This window comes from Lysinibacillus cavernae (assembly GCF_009724685.1).
Taxonomy (GTDB): Bacteria; Bacillota; Bacilli; order Bacillales_A; family Planococcaceae; genus Lysinibacillus; species Lysinibacillus cavernae.
Map to the genome: position 1 here is coordinate 339134 of NZ_WMEF01000001.1, position 26078 is coordinate 365211.

Consider the following 26078-nt stretch of genomic DNA (forward strand, 5'->3'; position numbering starts at 1 on the left):
GATGTTCCTAAAACGACTAGAAGTGATTGGCTTTAAATCTTTTGCGGAACGCATTGGAATTGACTTTGTACCAGGTGTTACAGCGGTTGTTGGACCAAATGGAAGTGGAAAAAGTAATGTCACGGATGCGATTCGTTGGGTACTTGGGGAGCAATCGGCAAAGTCGTTACGCGGAGCAAAGATGGAAGATGTTATTTTTGCTGGAAGTGACTCTCGTAAGCCACTCAACTTTGCAGAGGTAACACTTATTTTAGATAATACGGACGAGCAACTTGCTTTTTCCTATACGGAAGTCAGTGTAACAAGACGCGTATACCGTTCAGGTGATAGTGAATATTTATTAAATAACCAGCAGTGTCGCCTGAAGGATATTACGGACTTGTTTATGGATTCAGGGCTTGGAAAAGAGGCATTTTCAATCATTTCTCAAGGCCGTGTTGATGAAATTTTAAATAGCCGACCTGATGACCGTCGTTCGATTTTTGAAGAGGCAGCTGGCGTATTAAAGTATAAAATAAGGAAGAAAAAAGCAGAGCATAAGCTTGTTGAAACAGATGAGAATTTGTATCGTGTATTAGATATTCTCCATGAATTAGACAACCGATTAGAGCCACTTGAAATGCAGGCATCTAGTGCAAAAGACTATGTACAAATGTCTACCGAGCTAAAAGATTTTGATATTGCGATCCTTGTGCATGATTTTAATAATTGTGCACAATCTTTGCATGCACTAAAAGCTGAATTTACCGAGCTGTCAGCAACAGAGCAAAAACAAGCTCAAAATATTGCTACTATCGATCAACAGACAACAAATATTCGTAAGCTATTGAAAGAACTCGATGATTATTTGGACGCTTCACAGGCTGATCTTGTCAATGCCACAATGGAGGTAGAACGTTGGGATGGTCGTAAGGCATTGATGGCTGAAAAACGACAAAATGCATCCAACCAACTACTACAGTTGAATACGACATTACAAGAAGCCAAAGCTGAAGTAGAGGTACTGCTTGTTCAAGAACAGGAGAAAAAAGAAGTATTCTCTGAGAAACAGCAAGCAGTTTCAGTGCTAAAACAGAGCATCAAACAGTTAGAACAATCATTAAATCGCTCTGTTACAGAGATTGAGAAAGAAATCGAAGAGAAAAAAAATCGATATATCGATTCATTGAATGAAGAAGCAACAATCAAAAATGAATTGAAAAATATAGATCAGCAATTAGCTCAGCAAAAGGCAATGGCAGCAAGAATGTCTGACCAAACGGATGAAATTGGACAGGAGCTTATACAAATTGTTGCTGAAAAGGAACAGCTAGTGGCTGAGCACACTTCAACAACAAATGACTTGCAAGAAAAACTCGAACACTACGAAACAGTACAAATACAGCTGAAAAATGTCAATGCAACCTTTGCTGAAAAGCAGGATATGCTGTATAAAGCTTATCAGCATCAACAGCAACTAAAGGCTAGAAAAGATACGTTAGCTGAGCTTGAAGCGGATTTTTCTGGATTTTTCCAAGGTGTTAAGGAAGTCTTACTTGCTCGTGATAAAGGTGAATTACTAGGTATTGAGGGAGCTGTAGCTGAGTTAATTCAAGTTGAGGGAAAATATTCACAAGCTATAGAAACAGCTTTAGGTGCTGCCTCCCAGCATATTGTCACAACCAATGAACGTCATGCACAACAGGCCATTCACTGGTTAAAGCAAAAGCGTGCTGGACGCGCTACTTTTTTACCAAAAACAGTCATGAAATCACGCAAAATTAATCGAGCGACTATCCAACTAGCCACTGAGCACCCTGCTTTTATTCAAATGGCGGATGCACTCGTTACTTTTAATGAAGATAATCAAACAATTGTTGAAAATCTTTTAGGTAATGTCATTGTGGCAGCAAATCTTGAGGGTGCTAGTCAAATTGCTCGATTATGTGGTTTCCGATACCGAGTGGTTACACTTGATGGAGATATTGTTAATGCAGGGGGTTCTTTAACGGGTGGTGCTCTGAAGCAGCAGTCCTCACTCTTTACAAGAAAAGCCGAGTTAGACGGCTTAATCCTTAAGCTAGAGTCGTTACAAGCGTCTATTTATAGTGCGGAACAGGCTGTTGCTGTAGAAAAAGAGAAACTTGCAACACTTCGTGATCAAGTAGACCAGTTAAAGCTTGAAGGCGAGCAACTACGAAAAGATGAGATGCACCAGGCTAGCCGTATTCGAGAGCTAGAGGTTGTTGAAAAAAGCTTATCAGCCAGAGTGTCTTTTGCTTCTACTGAGTCACAAGATGTAAAAACACGTGAGGAAGCATTATTGACACAAAAACAAGCTGCAGTGGAGAGATTGAATGCACTAGCAATAGAGCTTGTCGAAATCAATGAAACTGTAGAACAATTAAGTAAGGTCAAGCTACAAAGTGAGACGGAGAAGGATGTTTTACGTGAGCAACTAGCTGAAAAACGCTCGCAGTTAGCAGTAATGCAAGAACAAATGTCACAAGTTCAAATTTCTACTGCAGAGCTAGCGCTACAATTAAACAAAGCTCAACAAAAAGTTGAAAATATTTCTCAGGAAATATTGTGGCTTCAATCTGATGAATCGACAAATCATTTAAGTGATGAAGAGGTAGATGAGCAGGTTGTTACATGGAAAACAAGAAGAGATGCTTTACAAGAATCTATTTCTCAAAAGAAAGAGGAAAAAGTAAGTCAACAACAAGAACTCTCAACATTAGAAGAGCAGATGAAGGAATTGCAACGTATACATAAAGGATACCTTGAAGCAATACGTGCAAATGAGTTGAAACAAAATCGCATAGAATATGAGATGGATAATTTTACTGAACAACTCGAAGAAAACTATCAGTTAACATTGGAAGAAGCAGAGGTAGAAGCTCTTGCAATAGAAGATGAAGAGTTTGTGCGACGACGCGTGAAACTGCTAAAAAAATCAATTGAAGAGCTGGGGCCAGTTAATTTAGGTGCGATTGAGGAATATGAACGAGTACTGGAACGCCATACTTTTTTAACCGAACAACGAGAGGATTTACTTGCAGCACAGGAAACATTGCACGAAGCCATTAAAGAAATGGATGAAGAAATGACGTTGCGCTTTAGTGAAACGTTCTATGCAATCCGAGAGCAATTTAAACGTGTTTTCCGTGAATTGTTTGGGGGTGGGCAAGCTGATTTAGTGTTAATTGATCCGCAAAATTTACTAGAAACAGGCATTGAAATTGTGGCACAACCTCCAGGGAAGAAATTACAAAACCTAAGTTTGCTTTCTGGCGGTGAGCGAGCACTAACGGCCATTGCTTTATTATTCTCCATCTTAAATATACGACCTGTACCATTCTGTATTCTCGATGAAGTAGAGGCGGCTTTAGATGAGGCAAATGTTGTGCGCTATAGCCAATATTTGAAAAAATTTAGCCGTAACACTCAATTCATTGTCATTACACATCGTAAAGGAACGATGGAGGGAGCAGATGTTTTGTATGGTATAACAATGCAAGAATCTGGTGTGTCGAAACTGGTATCAGTAAAATTAGAAGATGAACCCGTACTTGCGGAGCAAAGGAGCGAACAAGCATGAGTTTTTTTAAACGTTTAAAAGATAAATTAATGGGCAATCCAGCAGAGGAAGAAAAATTACAATCAGTTGACAATGATGCGCAAGATCCTAATCAACAAGAGCTAGAAGAATCAAACGAACCTGCTGCCATTGAGACTGCTGATGTAGAATTGCATGAACAAGTAGAGAAATTTCCAGAAATTGAAATTGTGAAAGAAGCAGAGCTTTCACCTGTAGTAGAAGAAGATCAGCAAGAAGTACAAGAGCTAGCAGTAGTTGAAAACAATCTAGCAGAGGAGAAAAAGCCTTCTGCTTGGTCGATTACACAAAAATTCAAGGTGGGTCTTGAAAAAACACGTAATTCCTTTACTTCAAAAGTGAACGACCTTGTTGCGCGTTATCGTAAAGTGGATGAGGATTTCTTTGAAGAATTAGAAGATTTATTATTACAAGCTGATGTCGGCTTTGAAACAGTCATGGAACTCATGGATAAACTACGTTTCGAAGTTCAGCGTAAAAATATAAAAGATACGAATGGCATCCAAACAGTGATTTCTGAGAAACTTGTAGAAATTTATGAGCAAGGTGAAGAAGATTTAATTGAGCTAAATATGCAGCCTGATGGTGAGTTAACAGTGATTCTATTCGTTGGTGTAAATGGCGTTGGGAAAACAACGACGATTGGCAAACTCGCACATCGATTAAAATCGCAAGGGAAAACGGTTGTTTTAGCTGCAGGTGATACGTTCCGTGCTGGTGCAATTGATCAATTACAAGTGTGGGGAGATCGAGTAGGTTGTGAGGTTATTAAACAATCAGAGGGCTCTGACCCAGCGGCAGTCATGTATGATGCAATTCGTGCTGCGAAAAACAGAAAAGCGGATGTATTAATTTGTGATACAGCTGGACGCTTGCAAAACAAAGTGAACTTAATGAACGAGCTCGAAAAAGTACATCGTGTTATTTCACGTGAGATTCCAAATGCTCCACATGAAGTATTATTAGCATTAGATGCAACAACTGGTCAAAATGCACTAGTCCAAGCACAAACATTTAAAGAAGCAACGAATGTAACAGGCATTGTCCTAACGAAGCTTGACGGTACAGCTAAGGGTGGTATTGTTCTTGCTATTCGTAACAAATTACACATTCCTGTGAAATTTATTGGTCTTGGTGAGAAAATGGATGATCTACAGCCATTCGATGCAGAACGATATGTTTATGGTTTATTTGCTGATGGTTTGGATAAAGAATTACAAAATAGCGAAGATTAACAGCGAACATCGCTTAGGAATTTATAAAACGCTCGACTGTATTTAGATGAATTGACGTGTTTAAAAGTGTAATACTAGCTAAAGGCGTAAAATGTGCCTGCAAGCAGACATTTAGGCTTTTAGACAAGGAGATTACCTTGACACAGACGGGCGCTTTTCGTTATGATACAAATGACTAAGAACGGGAGGAGAAACTTTCGATGCTACTTGAAAAAACAACACGCATGAACTTTCTCTTCGACTTTTATCAAGCATTATTAACAGATAAGCAACGCAGTTATATGGAGCTATATTATTTAGACGACCACTCACTTGGTGAAATCGCTGAATCATATGGAATATCACGCCAAGCTGTTTATGATAATATTCGTCGAACAGAAGCAATGCTTGAGGAATATGAAGAAAAATTATGTTTACTTGAAAAATTTCAACAACGTACCAAAATGTTGGCACAGTTAACAGTGGCGATTACAGAAAAAAGTATGACAGTTGAAGAGCAATTAGTGCTTATTGAACAGCTGAAAGAATGGGATTAGGAGGCGAAAGCAATGGCTTTTGAAGGATTAGCGGAACGACTCCAAGGAACGATCCAAAAGATTAAAGGCAAAGGGAAAGTATCAGAACAAGACGTCAAAGATATGATGCGAGAAGTCCGATTTGCTTTAATCGAGGCGGATGTTAACTTAAAAGTAGTCAAAGAATTCGTAAAAAAGGTAAGTGAACGGGCTGTCGGTGTCGATGTAATGCAAAGCTTAACGCCAGGACAGCAAGTTATTAAAATCGTACAAGACGAATTGACGCAATTGATGGGTGGCGAACAAAGCCCAATCAAATTTAATACTAAGCCACCAACTGTCATCATGATGGTTGGCTTACAGGGTGCAGGTAAAACGACGACTTCAGGAAAACTGGCAAATGTATTACGTAAGAAATATAATCGTAAGCCATTACTAGTTGCTGCAGACGTTTATCGCCCGGCGGCTGTTCAACAGCTACAAACATTAGGAAAGCAATTATCACTACCTGTGTTTGCGTTAGGAACTGAAGTTTCGCCAGTAGAAATTGCACGTCAGGCAATTGAATTGGCAAAAGAAGAGCATCATGATGTGGTTATTATCGATACAGCTGGTCGACTTCATATCGATGAAGATTTAATGCAGGAATTAAAGGATATTCGTGCCTTAAAAGAGCCCGATGAAGTATTTCTTGTTGTAGATGCTATGACTGGGCAGGATGCTGTAAACGTGGCAGAAAGCTTTAACGAGGCTATTGGCATTACAGGTGTTGTTTTAACTAAACTTGATGGTGATACACGTGGTGGTGCGGCATTATCCATTCGTTCTGTAACACAGAAACCGATTAAATTTGTTGGTATGGGTGAGAAAATGGATGCCCTTGAACCTTTCCATCCGGAACGTATGGCGTCTCGTATATTAGGTATGGGAGATGTTCTATCCCTAATAGAAAAAGCCCAAGCAAATGTAGATGAAGCAAAGGCCAAAGAATTAGAAGAAAAGTTCAAGTCTCAATCTTTTACATTTGATGATTTCGTTGAACAATTACAGCAAGTCAAGAAAATGGGACCACTTGATGAAATTTTAAAAATGCTCCCTGGTGCAAACAAAATCAAAGGCTTAGATAATGTAAAAGTTGATGATAAGCAAATGGGGCGTGTAGAAGCTATTATTTACTCTATGACGCCTGCTGAAAAGACCAACCCGGAAATCATTAATGGTAGCCGTAAAAAGCGTATTGCCAAAGGTTCTGGGACGTCTATTCAAGAGGTCAATCGTCTAATCAAGCAATTTGATGAAATGAAAAAAATGATGAAGCAAATGACTGGAATGGCAAGTGGTAAAGGGAAGAAAAAAATGAAATTACCAGGCTTTGATTCATTGTTTAAATAATAATTTATAGGTGTTAAGAAAAAACACTTTACAAACAACCTAAACATTGATAATATACTATCTTGTGTGAAACTTATTCGGAGGTGCTATTAAAATGGCAGTTAAAATTCGCTTAAAACGTATGGGAGCTAAAAAATCTCCTTTCTATCGTATCGTAGTTGCAGACGCTCGTTCACCACGTGACGGTCGTTCAATCGAAACAGTTGGTACTTACAACCCACTAACTCAACCAGCTACTGTAAACATTGATGAAGAGAAAGCTCTTAAATGGTTAACTGACGGTGCAAAACCATCAGATACAGTACGTAACCTGTTCTCAGAACAAGGTATCATGGAAAAATTCCATAACCAAAAATTCAGTAAATAATCGGGGGCGACGTCTTTGAAGCAGCTGATTGAAGCAATCGTTTTACCGTTAGTCGATTATCCAAAAGAAGTTCGTATTGAGACGGATGAAAATGCAAATCGAATTGTTTATAAACTTTTTGTTCATCCAGAGGATAGAGGGAAAGTCATAGGCAAACAAGGGCGAGTAGCGAAAGCGATTCGTACAATTGTTTATTCAGCGGCAGGTAGTCACCATCAAAAGAAGACCTACGTCGATATATTGGATTAATAGAAAAGATTTTCACGCTCTTGCTACAAGTGCCAGTGAGTCCTGATAGGTGTGTTTACATGTCGCTTAGGAGTTCGAAGTGGCCTTTAGCATTGAAGCGTAAAATCTGGACTAAGAAGGAGGGAGCTTGTAGGTTCCTTCCTTTTTTTATCTTGTTTTAACAGCAGTATGTATCTATTGCTTCTATAATTGGGTGGAAAATAAAGCTATTATAAGGGTTACATCTAAAGGGTATTGCTTATATTAATAAATGACAAGACAAATCAGTCTTAGCTAAAACTACATTCTTCCGAAGCACATCTGCGAGCGGCGATAAAATGAAAGAACGGTAACTATTTATTGGGTGAGTAAGATGCTTTGTGGAGACAAGTTTTTTACGAGGTGAAAGTTAAATGGAATGGTTTAATGTAGGTCGTATTGTTAATACACACGGCATTCGTGGTGAGGTGCGTGTGTTATCGACAACAGACTTTGAAGAAGAACGTTTTGCAGTAGGAAATAAGCTTGCTGCCTTTAAAAAGGACGATAAGAAGCCGACATGGGTAACGATTCAATCGGTGCGTCGTCATAAAAACTTTATTTTATTAACATTTGAAGGTATGAGCAATATCAACCTTGTAGAACCGTTTAAAGAAGGCATGCTAAAAGTGACAAAAGATCAATTGACAGATGATCTACTTACAGAAAATGAATTCTTTTTCCATGAAATAATAGGCTGTACAGTTATTTCTGAAGATGGCGAAACAATTGGTCTTGTGACGGATATCCTGCAAACAGGGGCAAACGATGTGTGGGTAGTCAAAGGCTCAAAGAAGGAGCACTACATCCCTTATATAGAAGATATCGTGAAAGACATTGATGTTGTAGATAAAAAAATAGTAATTCATGTAATGGAAGGCTTATTATGATGAATATTCATGTATTAAGTCTGTTTCCTGATATGTTCTCAGGCGTTTTTGGAGCATCCATTTTAAAGAAAGCTCAAGAAAAGGGTGCTGTAAAGCTAGAGGTAACGGATATCCGCGCATATTCAGGGAACAAGCACAATCAAGTTGACGACTATCCGTATGGTGGTGGTGCGGGTATGGTATTAAAGCCTGAGCCTATGTTTAGTGCAGTAGAGACTATAACTGCTGGGAAACAGCCACGCATCATTTTAATGTGTCCTCAGGGTGAACGATTTACTCAGAAAAAAGCAGAAGAGCTAGCACAAGAAACGGAATTAGTTTTTCTATGTGGTCATTATGAAGGCTATGATGAACGTATACGTCAGCACCTCGTGACAGATGAGATCTCAATTGGTGATTTCGTGTTAACCGGTGGAGAATTAGGAGCCATGACCGTTATTGATAGTGTGGTCAGACTGTTACCAGGTGTATTGGGACAAAAAGATTCTCATATACAGGATTCGTTTTCAACGGGTCTGCTTGAACACCCGCATTATACACGACCTGCAGAGTTTCGTGGAATGAAGGTACCTGATGTTTTATTATCGGGGAATCACGCCAAAATCGAGCAATGGAGAGAGGAACAATCGCTGAAAAGAACTTTTGAGCGCCGTCCCGACTTATTGGAGCAATATCCATTAACAGACAAGCAAAAATTGTATCTAGAAAAACTAAAAAACAATCATCAAGATGCTTGATTGCCTGCTTTATTTATGGTAACATCTAATCTGTACTTCTATGTGAAGTACTGAATTACGGTGTTCCGCTGTGGCATAGAATGCGTGCAAGAGCATCTGTCTAAGGAGAGAAAACAATGTCAAACATTATTACAGAAATTACAAAAGCTCAGCTTCGCACTGATCTACCAGCTTTCCGTCCTGGTGATACTGTTAAGGTACACGTGAAAGTAGTAGAGGGTACTCGTGAACGTATCCAACTTTTCGAAGGTGTAGTAATTAAACGTCGTGGTGGCGGTATTAGCGAAACTTTCACAGTTCGTAAAATTTCTTACGGTGTAGGTGTTGAGCGTACATTCCCTGTACACACACCAAAAATCGCTAACTTAGAAGTTGTACGTCGTGGTAAAGTACGTCGTGCTAAACTTTACTACCTACGTAACCTACGTGGTAAAGCTGCTCGTATTAAAGAAATTCGATAATTATGACTTAAAAGTGAGGGGCTTGTGTTCAAGCCCCTTTTCTTTTTGCTTGTCAACTTAATTCACTATCATCTAAAATGGTGTTAGACAAGGGGGCATTCTCGATGGAAAAACAAGTGAAAGAAAAGAATGAATTATGGGAATGGACAAAAGCACTATTAATTGCATTTGCGATTGCTGCAATTATTCGATATTTTTTATTTACACCCATTGCAGTTGATGGTGAGTCCATGATGCCAACCCTTGAAGATGGCGACCGAATGATCGTGAATAAAATTGGTTATAAAATAGGTGAACCAAAACGTTTTGACATCGTTGTGTTTCATGCACCTGAACAAAAAAATTACATAAAGCGTGTAATTGGATTGCCAGGAGATACATTGGAATATAAGGACGATCAATTGTATATTAATGGTGATCCAATTGACGAGCCCTATTTAGATGCTTATAAAGAGCAAATTAACGGGGGAACTTTAACAGAAGACTTTACCTTAAAAGACATCGATGTTTCCTTGGACACTATTCCTGAAGGATATGTTTTTGTCATGGGGGATAATCGTCGAAATAGTAAAGATAGTCGACACATTGGCCTTGTTGAACAAAAGGAAATTATCGGTAACACTAGTTTGATTTTCTGGCCGTTTAGTGACATAAAAATTGTAAAGTAAGCATGAAAGGGAGAGCATAATCACTCCCTTTTTCTTTTAGTTTAGGAGGTATAGTTGTGACGATACAATGGTTTCCAGGGCATATGGCGAAAGCCCGACGTGAAGTAACGGAAAAATTAAAGCTTGTTGATATTATATTTGAATTAATAGATGCGCGTTTACCGCTATCCTCTCGTAATCCGATGATTGACGAAGTCATTAATCAAAAACCTCGTCTTTTAATTTTAAATAAAGCGGATATGGCGGACGAGCAAGAAACACGCAAATGGGTAGAATATTTTGCGCAGCGTGGTCATAAAGCGGTAGCGATTAATTCGCTTGAGGGTAAGGGCTTACAGCAAGTAACAAAAGCAGCACAAGAAATTTTGAAAGAAAAATTTGAACGTATGAAGTCACGAGGCATGAAACCTCGAGCTATTCGTGCCATGATTGTTGGAATACCAAACGTTGGGAAATCCACACTGATTAATCGATTAGCGAAAAAAAATATTGCTAAAACGGGAAATACACCAGGTGTGACAAAAGCGCAGCAATGGATCAAAGTAGGTAAAGAACTTGAACTGTTGGATACGCCAGGTATTTTATGGCCAAAATTTGAGGATCAAGAAGTGGGCTTTAAATTAGCTTTAACTGGTGCTATTAAGGATACCATCACGAATATGGAAGATTTAGCTGTCTATGGCTTGCGCTTTTTATCTGCTCATTATCCAAAGCGTATGGAGGAGCGTTATAGTTTAGAATTTATTCATGAAGAGTTAGTAGATACTTTTGACCATATTGGAAAACTGCGTCGTGTATTTGGTGCAGGTGGAGAAATTGATTATGATCAAGTAGCTCAGCTAATTGTTCGTGATATACGCGGCTTACAGTTAGGTAAATTAACCTTTGATTTTGTTGATGAACAGCTTGAGAAAGAAGCAGAACAATTATAAGTTTCAAAACTGTCACATGATCTTTTGTGACAGTTTTTCTTTTAGGAATGAATTTTCTTACCGATAATGACTATAGAGAGAAAAATAGTTTACAAGTTAAAGAGACTACATAAAGAACTGATCAATGATATAGTTTTAATGAGTAGAAGCAAGAAGGAGTACACAATGAAAACCATTAAAGAAATTACAACTGCATTGAAAGATGCGGAGGAATGGCAAGATTGGATGAAAGAAATTGTAGAGGATGAAAGAGCGGGCGTACAAAAGGCATGGCTGACTTGGCAAAAGAGACAAGAAAAAAAACGTCAATTACTGCAAGAACATCAAGCAAAAGTCGCTTTCGATTTAAGCTATGGAGGAGTAGATACATTCATTGCAGGTGTAGATGAAGCAGGGCGTGGACCACTAGCGGGCCCGGTGGTGACTGCAGCTGTTATTTTACCGACAAATTGTGAGGCACTTGTAGGATTAAATGATTCGAAGCAATTATCAAAGGATAAACGAAATGCCTTCGCAACCTTAATTAAAGAACATGCTATTAGTTATTTTATTCATTTTCAATCGGCCCAACAAATTGATGCACTGAATATATACGAGGCAACCAAACAATCAATGAAAGCAAGTGTAGAATCACTATCGACGAGGCCTAATGTTGTATTAGTAGATGCCATGACTTTACCCATTTCGATCCCTCAGGATTCGATTATCAAAGGAGATGCCAAGAGCTTAGCAATAGCAGCTGCATCCATTTTAGCTAAAACAGCCCGAGACGATTATATGGAACAATTAGATAAAGATTTTCCAATGTATGGCTTTGGGCAACATGCGGGCTATGGTACAAAGCAGCATTTAATAGCACTGGAAGAATACGGACCGACTATTCACCATCGTAAATCGTTTGAACCAATTAAATCCATGTTTCATTAAGGATAAAATAATGTATTGCCAATTACACTGAGGAGTAATTGATGAAAGGAGTATGTATATGACAGCCACATCATTTAATCCGATTCAACTGCAACAAAATGCGATCAATGCAACAAATCAACCACTTACTTTAAAACAAGGACAAGTATTTCACGGCACAATTAAGCAATTATATCCAGATCAGATGGCGGAGATACAAGTAGGCAATCAAAAATTTATAGCAAAACTAGAAGTTCCATTAAAAGCTGGTGATGCCCATTTCTTTCAGGTAACAGGAACAGATCCACAAACAGAATTAAAAGTGGTCACGGGACCGATGGCACAAGCATCTTCTCCAAATCAACAAATCAATCAGCTACTGGAATCCATGAATTTACCTAAAACGACAGAGATGCAACAGTTGTTGGGGCATTTTATGAAGGAACAGTTACCTATTTCCAAAGAGCAACTAATGCAGGCAGAAATGTGGTTAAAGGCATTACCAGAAGGCGTTTCAAAAGCGGATGCACTACAAGTCATTCAAAAAATGGTAGAGCTTAAAATGCCAATGACTAATGATGTTTTTCAAGCCTTACAAAGTGGGCAAAAGACATCTGGTATGACTACGACTATGGATAACTTCGCGCAGCTTTTAGCAAGAGATACAGCTTTACCTGAAGCAATTAAGCAAAATTTAATGCAGCAGTTACAAGCAATCGCTAAGCCCTTTGAAATTGAAACAGGCAGTCTAATTTTAGCTAGAGCTATACAGAGCTTAACGAATGATGCCGCGACGATGAGTGAGAAAATGCAAGCCTTAACAGTGTTAAAGGAGGCAGGTATATTTCCGCAACAAGCAACATTACAAAACTGGACGAATAGCAATGACCCAAAAGCAGCACAACCAATGCAACAGGCAGGCCAAGTTGTGCAAACGATCCTTGCTTCAAAACCTGAAAATGCTAGTCAGCTAATTGAGCAGTTGAAAACATGGACAGTGAACCAAAATTTTTTAACAAATGAGCAAAAGCAACAGGTGAACCAATTGATCGACCGTTTTAGTCAGTTACCTGTAACCAAGCAAACAGTAGAAGTTTTTGCTAAACAAATGCAGGAACAATTGTTAAAAGCGTTTGCCCAAAATACAGCTGATCGTTTATTTACACAGGATACGAATGCACTTTCGGTGAAAGATCATTTATTATCCCTATTTAGGCAAGAGGTAAATTCTCCATTACAGAATGAAGCATTCATGCGTAACCTTGTGCAAAAAAGCATTGATTCCAAGCAGCCTTTTATACAGCAAATAGTGACACAAGCAGATGCTCTTGTGCAAAATTCTATGGATAGTAAGGCGATGGAGCATGCCCTGAAAACCGTGTTAAAAAATTTAGGGATTAGTTATGAGGCGACACTTGCAAGCAAGTCAGCGGATTTACAAATGATTGCACATCAATTAAAGCCACAACTCCATACATTATTGCAGGAAACTTCTATTACACCTCAAATGAGGGAAGCAGCAGAAATGTTGATGACACGTATGAATGGTATGCAACTATCTTCAGGAGAAAATGGCCATCAGCATCAGCTCGTTATGCAAGTCCCACTAGAATTTTTCGGCAAGAAGATGGATGCAACATTACAATGGAATGGCCGCATGAAGGATGATGGCAAAATTGATGCTAACTACGCACGGGTATTATTTTATTTACAAATGGCATCAATGCAAGAAACGGTTATTGATATGCAGGTTCAAAATAGAGTAGTTACAGTAACGGTATTTAATGAAAATGTTGATATTCAGTCACTTGCGGAGCCATTAAAAGTAGCCTTAAAAGAAGGGTTGGCTGAAAAAAATTATCAACTATCAGGCGTTTTTATTAAACAATTTGACAAAGGTCAAACAGAGAAGATAAGTCCTGTAGTAGAACAGCGAGAAGAGCAAGGTGGGGTGGATATCCGCGTATGAGCGAAGAAAAGTTTACTCGAAAAGAGGCAATTGCGCTTACTTATAAATTAGGACAATTTGATAGTCCGACTGTTGTAGCAAAGGGAAAAGGGAAAATTGCCGAAAATATTTTAGCGCGTGCAAATGAGCATAATGTGCCGATTTATGAGGATCCTAACCTTGTACAGTTGCTTGGTCAATTAGATTTAAATGAGTCCATTCCTGAAGAATTATATCAGGCGGTGGCAGAGGTTTTTGCATTTATTTATCGTTTAGATCAACAACATGCAAGAAAATACAGAAAAAATGAAGTATTCTGACTGTTTTAGTAAGCTGTTTTAGTACACAAAATAGAAAAAAGCGTCATAATAAGAGAGAAAATTCGAACTAAAGACAAAGTGTAGACTTTATCAGAATGTTTCGTTAGAATAGTCTATGTTAGTAAAACAATTCTACGCAAATGTTTGATGGGAGGATGTATTATGAATATCCATGAATATCAAGGGAAAGAGATTCTGAGAAAATATGGTGTAGCTGTACCAAACGGAAAAGTTGCTTTTTCCCCTGATGAAGCAGTGAAAGTAGCGAAGGAACTTGGCGCAAATGTAACAGTAGTCAAGGCGCAAATTCATGCAGGTGGACGCGGTAAAGCAGGTGGTGTAAAAATCGCTAAAAACCTTGATGAGGTACGTACGTACGCAAAAGACTTATTAGGGAAAATTTTAGTGACTCATCAAACAGGTCCAGAAGGAAAAGAAGTAAAACGTTTGTATATTGAAGAAGGTTCTGATATCCAAAAAGAATACTATTTAAGTCTTGTATTAGACCGTGCAACATCTCGTGTTACGGTGATGGGATCTGAAGAAGGCGGTATGGATATTGAAGAAGTAGCGGAAACAAATCCGGAAAAAATCTTCAAAGAAGTAGTAGATCCAGTTGTTGGATTAACAAGCTTCCAAGCACGTCGTATGGCGTTTAATATGAATATTCCAGCAAACCTTGTAGGGAAAGCTGTTAAATTAATGTTAGGCTTATATCAAGCATTTATCGACAAAGATGCATCAATTGTAGAGATTAATCCACTTGTTGTGACTGGACAAGGCGAAGTAGTGGCACTAGATGCTAAATTCAATTTTGATGCCAATGCATTATATCGACATAAGGATATTGTCGAATTACGCGATTTCGACGAAGAAGATGCAAAAGAAATTGAAGCATCAAAATACGATTTAAGCTATATTTCATTAGATGGTAACATTGGCTGTATGGTAAATGGTGCTGGTCTTGCTATGGCAACGATGGATACGATTAGCTATTATGGCGGAAGCCCTGCTAACTTCCTAGATGTAGGAGGCGGCGCAACAGCTGAAAAAGTAACTGAGGCTTTCAAAATTATCCTTTCTGATGCAAACGTAAAAGGCATTTTCGTTAACATTTTTGGCGGAATTATGAAGTGTGATATTATCGCTGAGGGTGTTGTGACAGCTGCCAAAGAGATCGGTTTAGCTGTGCCATTAGTTGTACGTTTAGAAGGTACAAATGTAGAGCTTGGAAAAGAAATTTTAAATGCATCTGGTTTAAACATCGTTGCAGCGGATTCAATGGCTGACGGTGCACAAAAAATTGTGGGACTAGTAGGCTAAGGAAGGCAGGGAGAACAATGGCTGTATTTATTAACAAAGATACGAAGGTAATTGTACAAGGGATTACGGGCGAAACGGCTCTTTTCCATACGAAGCAAATGCTTGAGTATGGCACTAAAATCGTAGCAGGTGTAACACCAGGTAAAGGTGGACTTGAAATCGAGGGAGTTCCTGTTTTCAATACAGTAGCGGAAGCTGTAGCTGCAACAGGTGCTACAACTTCAGTTATCTATGTGCCTGCACCATTTGCAGCAGATGCAATTTTAGAAGCTGTTGATGCTGAATTAGAATTAACAATCTGTATCACAGAGCATATTCCTGTCCTTGATATGGTTAAAGTTAAACGTTATATGGAAGGTAAAAAGACTCGCCTAGTGGGTCCAAACTGTCCAGGTGTTATTACAGCTGATGAGTGTAAAATTGGTATCATGCCAGGTTATATTCATACAAAAGGTCATGTAGGAGTTGTTTCTCGTTCTGGTACATTAACATATGAAGCAGTACACCAATTAACACAAGCTGGTATTGGTCAAACAACGGCTGTTGGAATCGGTGGAGACCCTGTCAATGGTACGAACTTTATCGATGTTCTTGAAGCATTTAATAATGATCCAGAAACTTACGCTGTAGTAATGATTGGTGAAATTGGTGGTACAGCTGAGGAAGAAGCTGCTGAATGGATTAAAGCAAATATGACGAAACCTGTTGTTGGCTTTATTGGTGGACAAACTGCACCTCCAGGAAAACGCATGGGTCACGCTGGCGCTATTATCTCTGGTGGTAAAGGAACAGCAGCAGAGAAAATTAAAGCAATGAACGCAGCTGGCATCGAAGTAGCGGAAACGCCATCTGTAATTGGTGAAACACTAATTAAAGTAATTAAAGAAAAAGGGCTATACGAAAAGTGTAAAACCCATTAAAATGGAAGATGTAGCACATTGTGGCTACATCTTTTTCATTATTTTTACACAGTTTACCATACTTCATGTAACCTATTCCCTACTTACAGTGAAGAAGCTGACGATTTTGTGGCGAGTGTTAAAAATAGTAGATAAAATAGTTGTGTTGAAATTATCCTGCGGTCATTTATTTTCTTCTATTATAAAGGAGGTTTGTTAAATGATCCTTGCAGTAGATACACAGAGATTACTAGCTTTACATTATGTATACCCATTACCACTCCAAAAACTTCAGCAGTTATTGTCCCCAGTGAATATTTTAAACACTTTTGAAGACATTCATTATGATGAGATAGCAAAGGCTCTACAAATATCGGCAAGCAAAGCATGTCGAATCTCTCAAAGTTTTCGACAAGTTATGACAAAGTCATTTGAAGACGCCTATGCACGGGCCAATATTTTCCCCATCCCGTTTTATCATCCCTATTTTCCAGCGCAATTATTTGAAATACCTAGCCCGCCTACTGTATTGTATGTGAAAGGTCAGTATTCCCTGTTAACAAACAAAAAACAGATAGCTATTATAGGCTCTAGGAAGGCTACAGCGTATTCAAAGAGAGCGATAGATGTAATAGTCCCACCTCTTGTTCAACGTGGTTATACGGTCGTTAGTGGGCTTGCTAGAGGTGCTGATACGATGGCACATAGGGCAACAATTAATATGGGTGGTTACACAATTGCTGTGCTTGGACATGGTTTTAATTATCTCTACCCAACAGAAAACCATATACTTGCTAAACAAATGGCAGAGCAACAGTTATTAATGACAGAGTATCCACCTTATATGAAACCTGAAAAATGGCATTTTCCGATGCGTAATCGAATCATTAGTGGTTTATCGCAAGCTTTAATTGTGACAGAAGCTGCGTTAAAAAGTGGTACGCTTATTACCACAGAGCTTGCATTAGAGCAGGGTAAGGATGTATTTGTTGTGCCGGGTCCTATTGATGTAGCGCAATCCAGAGGAACAAATCAATTACTTTTAGAGGGAGCAATTCCGGTGATTAATGGTCATCAAATCCTAGAAACACTAGACCTCTTTTCTAACAAAAATTGAAAAAAAGTTGCATTATCTTAAAATCTGTTATACATTTTGCAACAGGTAACTTAAAAAATTAGTAATAGACCTCGCTAAGGGGGAGACATAGATGGCGGATTATTTAGTGATTGTAGAATCACCAGCAAAAGCAAAAACAATTGAACGATATTTAGGAAAGAAATATAAAGTAAAAGCGTCGGTTGGACACGTACGAGATCTACCACGTAGCCAGATGGGCGTTAGTGCTGAAAATAACTTTGAACCTAAATATATTACGATACGTGGTAAAGGACCTGTTTTACAGGAATTAAAATCTGCGGCTAAAAAAGTGAAGAAAGTTTATCTAGCGGCCGATCCAGACCGCGAGGGAGAAGCGATTGCTTGGCACCTTGCGACTGCGTTAAACATTGATATTCACTCAGATTGTCGTGTTGTATTTAACGAAATTACCAAGGATGCAATAATAGAGTCCTTTAAAAACCCACGTCCAATTAACATGGATTTAGTAGATGCACAACAAACAAGACGCATATTAGATAGACTTGTTGGCTATAACATTAGTCCGATTCTGTGGAAAAAGGTTAAAAAAGGATTATCAGCAGGTCGTGTACAATCTGTAGCACTACGCATGATCATTGATCGGGAAAATGAAATTAAAAACTTCCAACCAGAAGAGTATTGGACAATTGAAGGTGCTTTTGAAAAAGGTAAAAAAACATTTGATGCACTTTACTATGGGAATGGTAAAGAAAAAATTAAATTAACAAATGAAGAACAAGTAAAGGCGATATTAAAAGATGTCAAAGGAACAAACTTTAATGTTGTCAATGTAACTAAAAAGGAACGTAAACGTAATGCAGCGCCTGCCTTTACAACATCGTCCTTACAGCAAGAAGCAGCACGAAAATTAAACTTCCGAGCGAAGAAAACAATGATGTTAGCTCAGCAATTATACGAAGGTATTGATATTGGAAAAAAAGAGGGAACAGTCGGGTTAATCACTTATATGCGTACCGATTCCACACGTATTTCAGATACCGCAAAAGCAGAAGTAGTTACTTACATTGATGGTAAATATGGCAAAGAATATATTGCAACGGAAATAAAACAAACGAAGAAGGCTTCTAATGCGCAGGATGCTCATGAGGCTATACGTCCAACTAGCACAATGCGAACACCTGAAGAATTAAAGACAGTTCTTAGTCGAGATCAATTACGCTTATATCGCTTAATTTGGGAGCGCTTTATCGCTAGTCAAATGGCACCAGCAATACTTGATACGGTAGCAGTAGATCTTCAAAATGGTGATGTTTTATTCCGTGCGAATGGCTCGCAAGTTAAATTTGCAGGATTCATGAAGCTATATATTGAAGGAACGGACGATCAAACAGAAGAGACGACAAAGCTTTTACCTGAGATGGAAATTGGTGATCAAGTAAAATCGCTCGAAATTGAGCCTAAACAACATTTTACACAGCCACCACCACGATATTCCGAGGCGCGACTTGTTAAAACAATGGAAGAACTTGGTATTGGGCGCCCATCCACATATGCACCGACCCTCGATACAATTCAGCGCCGTGGCTATGTTGTATTAGACGCTAAACGCTTTATGCCAACAGAGCTAGGTGAAATCGTACACCAACTCGTACTAGAATTTTTCCCTGATATCATAAACATCGAATTCACAGCAAAAATGGAACAAGATTTAGATGATATTGAAGAAGGTAGTCGTCAATGGAAAAAGATTGTGGAAGAGTTTTACAAAGACTTCGAGGTTCATGTAAAACATGCGGATGAAGCCATGGAAAAAGTGGTGATTAAAGACGAACCTGCTGGAGAGGATTGTGAGCTATGTGGATCACCAATGGTCTATAAACTTGGACGATATGGTAAATTTATGGCTTGCTCAAACTTCCCAGATTGTAGAAATACAAAAGCAATAATGAAACCTATTGGTGTGAAATGTCCTTCCTGTGAAACGGGCGAAATTGTGGAGCGAAAAAGTAAAACAAAGCGTCTATTCTATGGTTGCAATCAATATCCTGAATGTGAATTTGTATCATGGGACAAACCAATTAGTAGACCATGTCCAAAATGTAGTGCATTATTAGTAGAGAAAAAGATAAAAAAAGGTGTGCAAATTCAATGTACGAAATGTGACTATGAAGAAGCGCCAACTCAATGATAGGAAGATGGTAAGAAACATGACTGAACAAGTAGTAAATGTAATAGGAGCAGGGCTTGCAGGTAGTGAAGCAGCATGGCAAATTGCAAAGCGTGGTGTAAAAGTAAAACTTTATGAAATGCGTCCAGTAAAGCAAACTCCAGCGCACCATACTGATAAATTTGCAGAACTTGTTTGTTCTAACTCATTACGTGCCAATGGCTTAACGAATGCTGTAGGCGTAATTAAAGAAGAAATGCGTATGTTAGATTCTGTTATCCTAAAGGCAGCAGACCAATGCTCAGTACCTGCTGGTGGTGCGCTAGCGGTAGACCGTCATGAGTTTGCTGGATATGTGACGGAGACTGTGAAAAACCATCCACTTGTAGAGGTTATTCATGAAGAGGTAACAGAAATTCCAGAAGGTATTACAGTTATTGCAACTGGTCCATTAACTTCAAAAGCTCTAGCTGAAAAAATTCAAGGTTTAACAGGTTTAGATTATTTATACTTTTACGATGCAGCAGCACCCATTATCGAAAAAGATAGCATAGATATGGATAAAGTTTATTTAAAGTCTCGTTACGATAAAGGTGAAGCGGCTTATTTAAACTGTCCTATGACAAAGGAAGAATTTGATCGTTTCCGTCAAGCGTTAATCGAAGCAGAAGTTGTGCCATTGAAAGAATTTGAAAAAGAAATTTACTTTGAGGGTTGTATGCCAATTGAAGTCATGGCATCTCGCGGAGAGAAAACGATGTTATTTGGTCCAATGAAGCCAGTCGGTCTTGAAGATCCAAAAACAGGAAAGCGTCCTTATGCTGTTGTGCAGCTTCGCCAAGACGATGCAGCTGGCACGCTTTACAACATTGTTGGTTTCCAAACACATCTAAAATGGGGTCCGCAGAAGGAAGTACTGCAGTTAATCCCAGGTTTAGAGAATGTAGAAATTGTACGCTACGGCGTAATGCACAGAAATACATTCATTAATTCACCGAAAGTTTTAGAGAAAACATATCAACTCCGTGAGCAAAAGAATATTTTCTTTGCAGGTCAGATGACTGGTGTTGAAGGATATGTTGAATCAGCAGGAAGTGGATTAATTGCTGGAATTAATGCAGCTCGTTTAGCATTAGGACAAGAGCAAATTGTTTTCCCATTTGAAACGGCATTAGGAAGTATGGCCCGTTATATAACAGAAGCCCAGTCGAAAAACTTCCAACCGATGAACGTCAACTTCGGTATATTCCCTGAGTTACCACCTGGTCGTCGTTCAAAACCAGAACGTGCTGAGATGCATGCAACGCGCGCAATAAGCACAATTCGAAATTTTGTGAATTCACAAACAATTTAATTGCCAAAAGCCTCTAAAAGTTGATATACTCTTAGAGGCTTTTTCTTTTTGTAGACAAAATGCTTAATTAGACGTATTTTATTATTTTGTATGGAGATTTTCTCAAAATATAACCATTTACACTTGCTATATTATGAAGATAGGTTTAGTGTCAATATGTATGTTTATTAATGATATGAAAAACGATACAAATTTGTAAGAGATGACAAAGGATTGTTTATTCGTTATATTACAAGTGTCGGTAATTTGAGAAAATTATTAATAAATCATTGGTGGTGAATCTTTCCATGTTAGTTTCGTCCCAAAATGCACTCGAACAGTTCATGCTTTACATCCAAGTTGAAAAGAACTTCTCTGTTCATACAGTGCGAGAATATGAATCAGACCTGCTAGATTTTTTAACCTTTTTACAAACGGAGGGCATCAATGATTTAGCGAGTGTTGAATATATACATGCACGTCTTTATGTAACAAAGTTGTACGATGAAAAAAGAGCGAGGGCATCTATTTCTAGAAAAATTTCCTCGATACGCTCCTTTTTTCGCTTTCTAAATAAACAGTACGGATTAGATGACGGAGCATTTCGTTCTCTTTATCATCCCAAAAAAGAATCAAGATTACCTAATTTTTTCTATGAAGAAGAATTGAAGCAGCTATTTGATGCGAATACTGGTGATGATTTGAAATCATTAAGAAATATAGCTATATTAGAGCTGTTGTATGCTACAGGTATTCGTGTGAGTGAACTGACTTCAATTCAAGTAGAGGATGTAGATTTTCATTATTCAATCATACGAGTAATGGGAAAAGGTCGAAAAGAACGAATTATTCCATTTGGTCAATTTGCGAGTTTAGCAATGCAGGACTACATAGAGCAAGCTCGTCCACGATTGATGAAAAAAACCAGTCATCAGCAGTTGTTTGTCAATTTGCGTGGTGGGGAACTTACTCCTCGAGGGGTACGTCATATTTTAAACGAAATGATTGACAAGGCCTCACTCCATACAAAAATTTACCCACACATGCTTCGTCATACTTTTGCCACACATTTATTAAATAATGGTGCAGATCTGCGAACGGTGCAGGAGTTATTAGGTCACTCACATTTATCTTCTACACAAGTTTACACACATGTAACAAAAGAGCATCTTCGTCAAACATATATGAATGCTCATCCAAGGGCATAATAGAGCTAAGGAGGAAGGCAGATGGGACAAATTCATGCAACAACGATATTTGCAGTTCATCATAACGGAGGCTGTGCTATGGCTGGTGATGGTCAAGTAACATTGGGAAATGCAGTTGTGATGAAAGGTACAGCAAGGAAGGTCAGACGTCTGTTTAATGGGCAGGTCCTTGCGGGTTTTGCAGGTTCCGTTGCAGATGCTTTTACACTTTTTGAGATGTTTGAAGGCAAATTGAATGAATATAACGGTAATTTACAGCGTGCAGCAGTTGAAGTAGCGAAGCAATGGCGCGGTGATAAAATGCTTCGTCAGTTAGAAGCGATGTTATTGGTAATGGATAAAACGACATTACTACTTGTTTCAGGTACAGGAGAAGTGATTGAACCAGATGATGGCATTTTGGCTATTGGCTCTGGTGGAAATTATGCGTTATCAGCAGGTAGAGCGTTGAAAAAATATGCAGGTGAATCGATGACTGCTCGCGAAATTGCTGAAGCAGCATTGGAAACAGCTGCTGAAATCTGTGTATTTACGAATCATAATATTATCGTGGAGGCGCTGAACTAATGACACAAAAAAATTTAACGCCAAGACAAATTACTGAGCATTTAGATCGTTATATTGTTGGGCAGAATGAAGCTAAGCGAGCAGTAGCCATCGCGTTACGTAATCGCTATCGTCGTTCATTGTTACATGAGGATATGAAGGCTGAGGTTATTCCGAAAAATATTTTGATGATCGGTCCAACTGGTGTCGGAAAAACGGAAATTGCCAGAAGAATTGCGAAGCTTACAAATGCTCCTTTTGTAAAAGTTGAAGCGACAAAGTTTACAGAGGTAGGTTATGTAGGACGTGATGTTGAATCAATGGTACGTGATTTAGTGGAAGCTTCACACCGTCTAGTAAAAGAAGAAATGATGGAGTCTGTTAAGGAGCAAGCGGAAGAGTTAGCAAATGAGGCAATCGTGAAACTATTGGTGCCTTCATTACGTAAAAAACAGGCGATGCAAAATCCGTTTGAAATGTTATTCGGTGGGAAAGAACAACCATCAACAGAAGATTCATCTTCAGATGAGACTGAAGTACGCTCGAAACGTGCACAAATAGCGATTGATTTACGCAATGGTAAATTAGAAAATGAGTGGGTTACTGTGGAGGTAACCGAACAAAACCCATCCATTTTTGATGCGTTACAAGGAACTGGGATGGATATGTCTGCTAATAGCGGCATGCAGGATATGTTATCTAGTTTGATGCCGAAAAAACAGAAAAAACGTCGTGTTCAAGTGAAGGACGCACGTCGTATTTTAACAATAGAAGAAGCAAATAAGCTGATAGATGCCGATGAAGTAGCGCAGGAAGCAATTACTAGAGCTGAGCAAACAGGTATTATCTTTATTGATGAAATCGATAAAATTGCAAGTAAAGAAGGAAATACTTCGGCGAATGTCTCACGTGAAGGTGTTCAAAGAGATATTTTACCAATTGTAGAAGGCTCTACTGTCACAACGAAGTATGGTGCGGTGAAGACGGATTATATGCTATTTGTTGCTGCCGGTGCTTTCCATATGTCGAAACCTTCGGATTTAATTCCTGAATTACAAGGACGTTTCCCAATCCGTGTGGAGCTAGAAAAATTAACAAAACAAGATTTTGTACGTATTTTACAAGAACCAGATCAATCACTCATTTTGCAGTATAAGGCATTGTTAGAAACGGAAGGCGTAGAAATTCATTTCACAACAGATGCCGTTGAACGAATTGCTGAAATAGCAACTGAAGTCAATCAGGAAACGGACAATATCGGAGCCCGTCGTTTACACACAATATTAGAACGTTTACTTGAAGAACTGTCGTTTGAGGCATCCGAAATTGCACCAGCAAGCATTCCAATCAATGCTGCGTATGTTGATCAGAAACTTGCGGGTATAGTAAAAAACAAAGATTTGTCACAGTTTATATTGTAAGATAAAACTGATTCGTATCATTCAGTAGAAAAAAACTTTAGAATATTTAGTAAATACTCTTCGGATTATTTTTAGGAGGAACATATAATGAATTTATTAGAAAAAACACGTAAAATTAACTCGATGCTTCAAGCTTCTGCTGGTAAACCAGTAAACTTTAAAGAAATGGCTGATACATTAGGGGATATTATTGATAGTAATGTCTATATTTTGAGCCGTAAAGGTAAATTATTAGGTATTTCAATTCACCAACAAATTGAAAATGAACGTATGAAAAAAATGTTCGAAGAGAGACAGTTCCCAGAAGAGTACACACATAGCTTGTTTGCAATTTCTGAAACATCATCAAATTTAGATATTAATAACGAACATACTGCTTTCCCTGTAGAAAACAAAGATTTATTCCAAAACGCTTTAACTACAATTGTACCGATTGTTGGTGGTGGCGAACGTTTAGGAACATTAATCCTTGCTCGTTTATCTTCACAATTTGAAGATGATGATCTAATTTTGGCAGAGTATGGTGCAACAGTTGTTGGTATGGAAATTTTACGTGAAAAATCTGAAGAAATTGAAGAAGAGGCTCGTAGCAAAGCGGTCGTACAAATGGCGATTAATTCACTTTCTTACAGTGAGTTAGAAGCAATTGAGCATATCTTCGAAGAACTTGATGGCAATGAAGGTTTACTTGTTGCTTCTAAAATAGCTGACCGAGTGGGCATTACACGTTCAGTGATCGTAAATGCATTACGTAAACTGGAATCCGCTGGTGTCATTGAGTCGCGCTCTTTAGGTATGAAAGGTACTTATATTAAAGTACTAAACGATAAATTCTTAAATGCTTTAGCAGAAATTAAAATGAAATAATTGCTCCTTTAAGAGGATAATGAAAGCGTCTAGATTAAATCTGGGCGCTTTTTTTGTGGGGAGTATTTACAATTTTGATCATAGTATCCTTTGAGTTTTTAGCAAAAATACAAAAATGCAGAATATGAATGTTTTTTATTTCTTTCCTCCTAATTTTGTTCGATTAATTGTCGATACAATTAGCACAAAAATAATCATTATATGTTACTTTAGGATAGTGGCGATTAGGTAGTGTGTTGTTAATTAAAGAATATTCTATCTATTGTCGAACTAGTAAAAAGGGACCTTAATTTAAATTAAGAATTAAAGGCGATAAAGCTCATAAAAAGGCAAATTTAATACTAAAATCGTAAACACTGTCGAAATAGTGTAAAATAACTAGAAATGAGTTGAGTAACGTTGAAGCCTAGAGGCACAAAGGGTACAGAAGTTTTGTCCTGGTTAGGCATCGTAAAAAATAGGGCGTATAGACTATTAAAAAGTGACAAAAGACAATAGACACTAGGTATCATCTTAATTACAATTGTATTATTGGATAAATTAACAAGTACATAGATTGGAATAAAATGAGGTGAACAGTTTTGAATTTATTTGGAGGAACTATTAGTAGCCTGGAAAATGGACTTTCCTATGCAACTTTGAATCATAAAACGATCGCAAATAATATTGCTAATGTCGATACGCCTAATTATAAGGCGAAAAATGTTAGTTTTAAGGATATGTTGGCAGAACAGAAGAATATAGCTATTTCTGCATATCGTACTGATAATAGACATTATGATTTTACGATTCGACAATCTACACCTGGTGTCAATAATGTCGAAAACTTGCGATATAGAAATAATGGGAATGCTGTAGACATGGATGCTGAGCAGGCAAAATTAGCAGAGAATCAAATTTATTACAACGCTTTAATTGACCGAGTTAATGGAAAATTAAACACATTAAATACCGTTATAAAAGGAGGTAAGTAATA

General features: G+C 38.2%; 24 protein-coding genes. All 24 read left to right on the top strand.

Translation table 11 applies throughout. The annotated features are described in order from the left end of the window. Position 1: 1 nt before the first annotated feature. The 24 genes from smc to flgB all read left to right on the top strand — a co-directional run bounded on the left by smc (position 2) and on the right by flgB (position 26076). Positions 2–3583 (top strand): chromosome segregation protein SMC, encoded by a 3582-nt coding sequence (gene smc, locus GJU32_RS01645; protein WP_155590206.1) that lies wholly within the window; start codon positions 2–4, stop codon positions 3581–3583. Continuing rightward, the gene (gene ftsY, locus GJU32_RS01650; RefSeq protein WP_155590207.1) at positions 3580–4836 is read left to right on the top strand and encodes a signal recognition particle-docking protein FtsY; all 1257 of its coding nucleotides are present in this window, start codon (positions 3580–3582) and stop codon (positions 4834–4836) included. The genes smc and ftsY overlap by 4 nt, the downstream gene beginning before the upstream one ends. 200 nt (positions 4837–5036) lie before the next feature. After that, positions 5037–5372 (top strand): putative DNA-binding protein, encoded by a 336-nt coding sequence (locus GJU32_RS01655; protein WP_155590208.1) that lies wholly within the window; start codon positions 5037–5039, stop codon positions 5370–5372. Between the two features lie 12 nt (positions 5373–5384). Beyond that, complete coding sequence (ffh, locus tag GJU32_RS01660) at positions 5385–6743, top strand: signal recognition particle protein (RefSeq protein WP_155590209.1); 1359 nt, start codon at positions 5385–5387, stop codon at positions 6741–6743. 94 nt (positions 6744–6837) lie between these two features. Then, the gene (rpsP, locus tag GJU32_RS01665) at positions 6838–7110 is read left to right on the top strand and encodes a 30S ribosomal protein S16 (RefSeq protein ID WP_053483320.1); all 273 of its coding nucleotides are present in this window, start codon (positions 6838–6840) and stop codon (positions 7108–7110) included. A 15-nt stretch (positions 7111–7125) separates the two neighbouring features. Further along, entirely contained in the window at positions 7126–7359 is a 234-nt protein-coding gene (locus GJU32_RS01670; RefSeq protein ID WP_134018983.1) for a KH domain-containing protein, read from the top strand. Between the two features lie 392 nt (positions 7360–7751). After that, positions 7752–8267: a ribosome maturation factor RimM gene (gene rimM, locus GJU32_RS01675; RefSeq protein WP_155590210.1), complete on the top strand. Its 516-nt coding sequence runs from the start codon at positions 7752–7754 to the stop codon at positions 8265–8267. Continuing rightward, the gene (gene trmD, locus GJU32_RS01680) at positions 8267–9004 is read left to right on the top strand and encodes a tRNA (guanosine(37)-N1)-methyltransferase TrmD (protein ID WP_155590698.1); all 738 of its coding nucleotides are present in this window, start codon (positions 8267–8269) and stop codon (positions 9002–9004) included. The genes rimM and trmD overlap by 1 nt, the downstream gene beginning before the upstream one ends. 116 nt (positions 9005–9120) lie before the next feature. Next, positions 9121–9465: a 50S ribosomal protein L19 gene (rplS, locus tag GJU32_RS01685; protein WP_155590211.1), complete on the top strand. Its 345-nt coding sequence runs from the start codon at positions 9121–9123 to the stop codon at positions 9463–9465. A 104-nt stretch (positions 9466–9569) separates the two neighbouring features. Further along, the gene (gene lepB / locus GJU32_RS01690) at positions 9570–10133 is read left to right on the top strand and encodes a signal peptidase I (protein ID WP_155590212.1); all 564 of its coding nucleotides are present in this window, start codon (positions 9570–9572) and stop codon (positions 10131–10133) included. Positions 10134–10189: 56 nt separating this feature from the next. Next, on the top strand, positions 10190–11065 hold the full coding sequence (gene ylqF / locus GJU32_RS01695; protein WP_155590213.1) for a ribosome biogenesis GTPase YlqF: 876 nt from the start codon (positions 10190–10192) through the stop codon (positions 11063–11065). 165 nt (positions 11066–11230) lie between these two features. Continuing rightward, positions 11231–11992: a ribonuclease HII gene (locus GJU32_RS01700; protein WP_155590214.1), complete on the top strand. Its 762-nt coding sequence runs from the start codon at positions 11231–11233 to the stop codon at positions 11990–11992. A gap of 58 nt (positions 11993–12050) precedes the next feature. Continuing rightward, the gene (locus tag GJU32_RS01705; protein WP_155590215.1) at positions 12051–13940 is read left to right on the top strand and encodes a hypothetical protein; all 1890 of its coding nucleotides are present in this window, start codon (positions 12051–12053) and stop codon (positions 13938–13940) included. Then, positions 13937–14239 carry an EscU/YscU/HrcU family type III secretion system export apparatus switch protein gene (locus GJU32_RS01710; protein ID WP_155590216.1) on the top strand — a complete coding sequence of 101 codons (303 nt, stop codon included), beginning with the start codon at positions 13937–13939 and terminating at the stop codon, positions 14237–14239. Before GJU32_RS01705 ends, GJU32_RS01710 begins: the two co-directional genes overlap by 4 nt. 162 nt (positions 14240–14401) lie before the next feature. Next, on the top strand, positions 14402–15562 hold the full coding sequence (gene sucC / locus GJU32_RS01715) for an ADP-forming succinate--CoA ligase subunit beta (protein WP_155590217.1): 1161 nt from the start codon (positions 14402–14404) through the stop codon (positions 15560–15562). 17 nt (positions 15563–15579) lie between these two features. Further along, positions 15580–16482 carry a succinate--CoA ligase subunit alpha gene (gene sucD, locus GJU32_RS01720; RefSeq protein WP_054610302.1) on the top strand — a complete coding sequence of 301 codons (903 nt, stop codon included), beginning with the start codon at positions 15580–15582 and terminating at the stop codon, positions 16480–16482. A 199-nt stretch (positions 16483–16681) separates the two neighbouring features. Then, positions 16682–17578 (top strand): DNA-processing protein DprA, encoded by an 897-nt coding sequence (dprA, locus tag GJU32_RS01725; RefSeq protein ID WP_155590218.1) that lies wholly within the window; start codon positions 16682–16684, stop codon positions 17576–17578. Between the two features lie 91 nt (positions 17579–17669). Continuing rightward, positions 17670–19748 carry a type I DNA topoisomerase gene (gene topA, locus GJU32_RS01730; protein WP_155590219.1) on the top strand — a complete coding sequence of 693 codons (2079 nt, stop codon included), beginning with the start codon at positions 17670–17672 and terminating at the stop codon, positions 19746–19748. Positions 19749–19767: 19 nt separating this feature from the next. Next, on the top strand, positions 19768–21081 hold the full coding sequence (gene trmFO, locus GJU32_RS01735) for an FADH(2)-oxidizing methylenetetrahydrofolate--tRNA-(uracil(54)-C(5))-methyltransferase TrmFO (protein ID WP_155590220.1): 1314 nt from the start codon (positions 19768–19770) through the stop codon (positions 21079–21081). A gap of 287 nt (positions 21082–21368) precedes the next feature. After that, complete coding sequence (gene xerC, locus GJU32_RS01740; protein WP_155590221.1) at positions 21369–22268, top strand: tyrosine recombinase XerC; 900 nt, start codon at positions 21369–21371, stop codon at positions 22266–22268. A 21-nt stretch (positions 22269–22289) separates the two neighbouring features. Then, positions 22290–22835 (top strand): ATP-dependent protease subunit HslV, encoded by a 546-nt coding sequence (gene hslV / locus GJU32_RS01745; protein WP_155590222.1) that lies wholly within the window; start codon positions 22290–22292, stop codon positions 22833–22835. Then, the gene (hslU, locus tag GJU32_RS01750) at positions 22835–24235 is read left to right on the top strand and encodes an ATP-dependent protease ATPase subunit HslU (RefSeq protein WP_155590223.1); all 1401 of its coding nucleotides are present in this window, start codon (positions 22835–22837) and stop codon (positions 24233–24235) included. The genes hslV and hslU overlap by 1 nt, the downstream gene beginning before the upstream one ends. 87 nt (positions 24236–24322) lie before the next feature. Next, positions 24323–25102 carry a GTP-sensing pleiotropic transcriptional regulator CodY gene (gene codY, locus GJU32_RS01755; protein ID WP_155590224.1) on the top strand — a complete coding sequence of 260 codons (780 nt, stop codon included), beginning with the start codon at positions 24323–24325 and terminating at the stop codon, positions 25100–25102. Positions 25103–25683: 581 nt separating this feature from the next. After that, positions 25684–26076 (top strand): flagellar basal body rod protein FlgB, encoded by a 393-nt coding sequence (flgB, locus tag GJU32_RS01760; RefSeq protein WP_155590225.1) that lies wholly within the window; start codon positions 25684–25686, stop codon positions 26074–26076. The last annotated feature ends 2 nt before the right edge of the window (positions 26077–26078 follow it).

Excerpts from the sequence above, each read along its gene's own strand:
- ftsY (WP_155590207.1), top strand. The coding sequence starts at position 3,580 with ATGAGTTTTTTTAAACGTTTAAAAGATAAATTAATGGGCAATCCAGCA.
- hslV (WP_155590222.1), top strand. The coding sequence starts at position 22,290 with ATGGGACAAATTCATGCAACAACGATATTTGCAGTTCATCATAACGGA.
- rplS (WP_155590211.1), top strand. The coding sequence starts at position 9,121 with ATGTCAAACATTATTACAGAAATTACAAAAGCTCAGCTTCGCACTGAT.
- sucD (WP_054610302.1), top strand. The coding sequence starts at position 15,580 with ATGGCTGTATTTATTAACAAAGATACGAAGGTAATTGTACAAGGGATT.
- trmFO (WP_155590220.1), top strand. The coding sequence starts at position 19,768 with ATGACTGAACAAGTAGTAAATGTAATAGGAGCAGGGCTTGCAGGTAGT.
- GJU32_RS01705 (WP_155590215.1), top strand. The coding sequence starts at position 12,051 with ATGACAGCCACATCATTTAATCCGATTCAACTGCAACAAAATGCGATC.
- lepB (WP_155590212.1), top strand. The coding sequence starts at position 9,570 with ATGGAAAAACAAGTGAAAGAAAAGAATGAATTATGGGAATGGACAAAA.
- codY (WP_155590224.1), top strand. The coding sequence starts at position 24,323 with ATGAATTTATTAGAAAAAACACGTAAAATTAACTCGATGCTTCAAGCT.
- dprA (WP_155590218.1), top strand. The coding sequence starts at position 16,682 with ATGATCCTTGCAGTAGATACACAGAGATTACTAGCTTTACATTATGTA.
- rpsP (WP_053483320.1), top strand. The coding sequence starts at position 6,838 with ATGGCAGTTAAAATTCGCTTAAAACGTATGGGAGCTAAAAAATCTCCT.
- hslU (WP_155590223.1), top strand. The coding sequence starts at position 22,835 with ATGACACAAAAAAATTTAACGCCAAGACAAATTACTGAGCATTTAGAT.
- rimM (WP_155590210.1), top strand. The coding sequence starts at position 7,752 with ATGGAATGGTTTAATGTAGGTCGTATTGTTAATACACACGGCATTCGT.
- sucC (WP_155590217.1), top strand. The coding sequence starts at position 14,402 with ATGAATATCCATGAATATCAAGGGAAAGAGATTCTGAGAAAATATGGT.
- GJU32_RS01655 (WP_155590208.1), top strand. The coding sequence starts at position 5,037 with ATGCTACTTGAAAAAACAACACGCATGAACTTTCTCTTCGACTTTTAT.
- GJU32_RS01710 (WP_155590216.1), top strand. The coding sequence starts at position 13,937 with ATGAGCGAAGAAAAGTTTACTCGAAAAGAGGCAATTGCGCTTACTTAT.
- GJU32_RS01700 (WP_155590214.1), top strand. The coding sequence starts at position 11,231 with ATGAAAACCATTAAAGAAATTACAACTGCATTGAAAGATGCGGAGGAA.
- trmD (WP_155590698.1), top strand. The coding sequence starts at position 8,267 with ATGAATATTCATGTATTAAGTCTGTTTCCTGATATGTTCTCAGGCGTT.
- ffh (WP_155590209.1), top strand. The coding sequence starts at position 5,385 with ATGGCTTTTGAAGGATTAGCGGAACGACTCCAAGGAACGATCCAAAAG.
- topA (WP_155590219.1), top strand. The coding sequence starts at position 17,670 with ATGGCGGATTATTTAGTGATTGTAGAATCACCAGCAAAAGCAAAAACA.
- smc (WP_155590206.1), top strand. The coding sequence starts at position 2 with ATGTTCCTAAAACGACTAGAAGTGATTGGCTTTAAATCTTTTGCGGAA.
- xerC (WP_155590221.1), top strand. The coding sequence starts at position 21,369 with ATGTTAGTTTCGTCCCAAAATGCACTCGAACAGTTCATGCTTTACATC.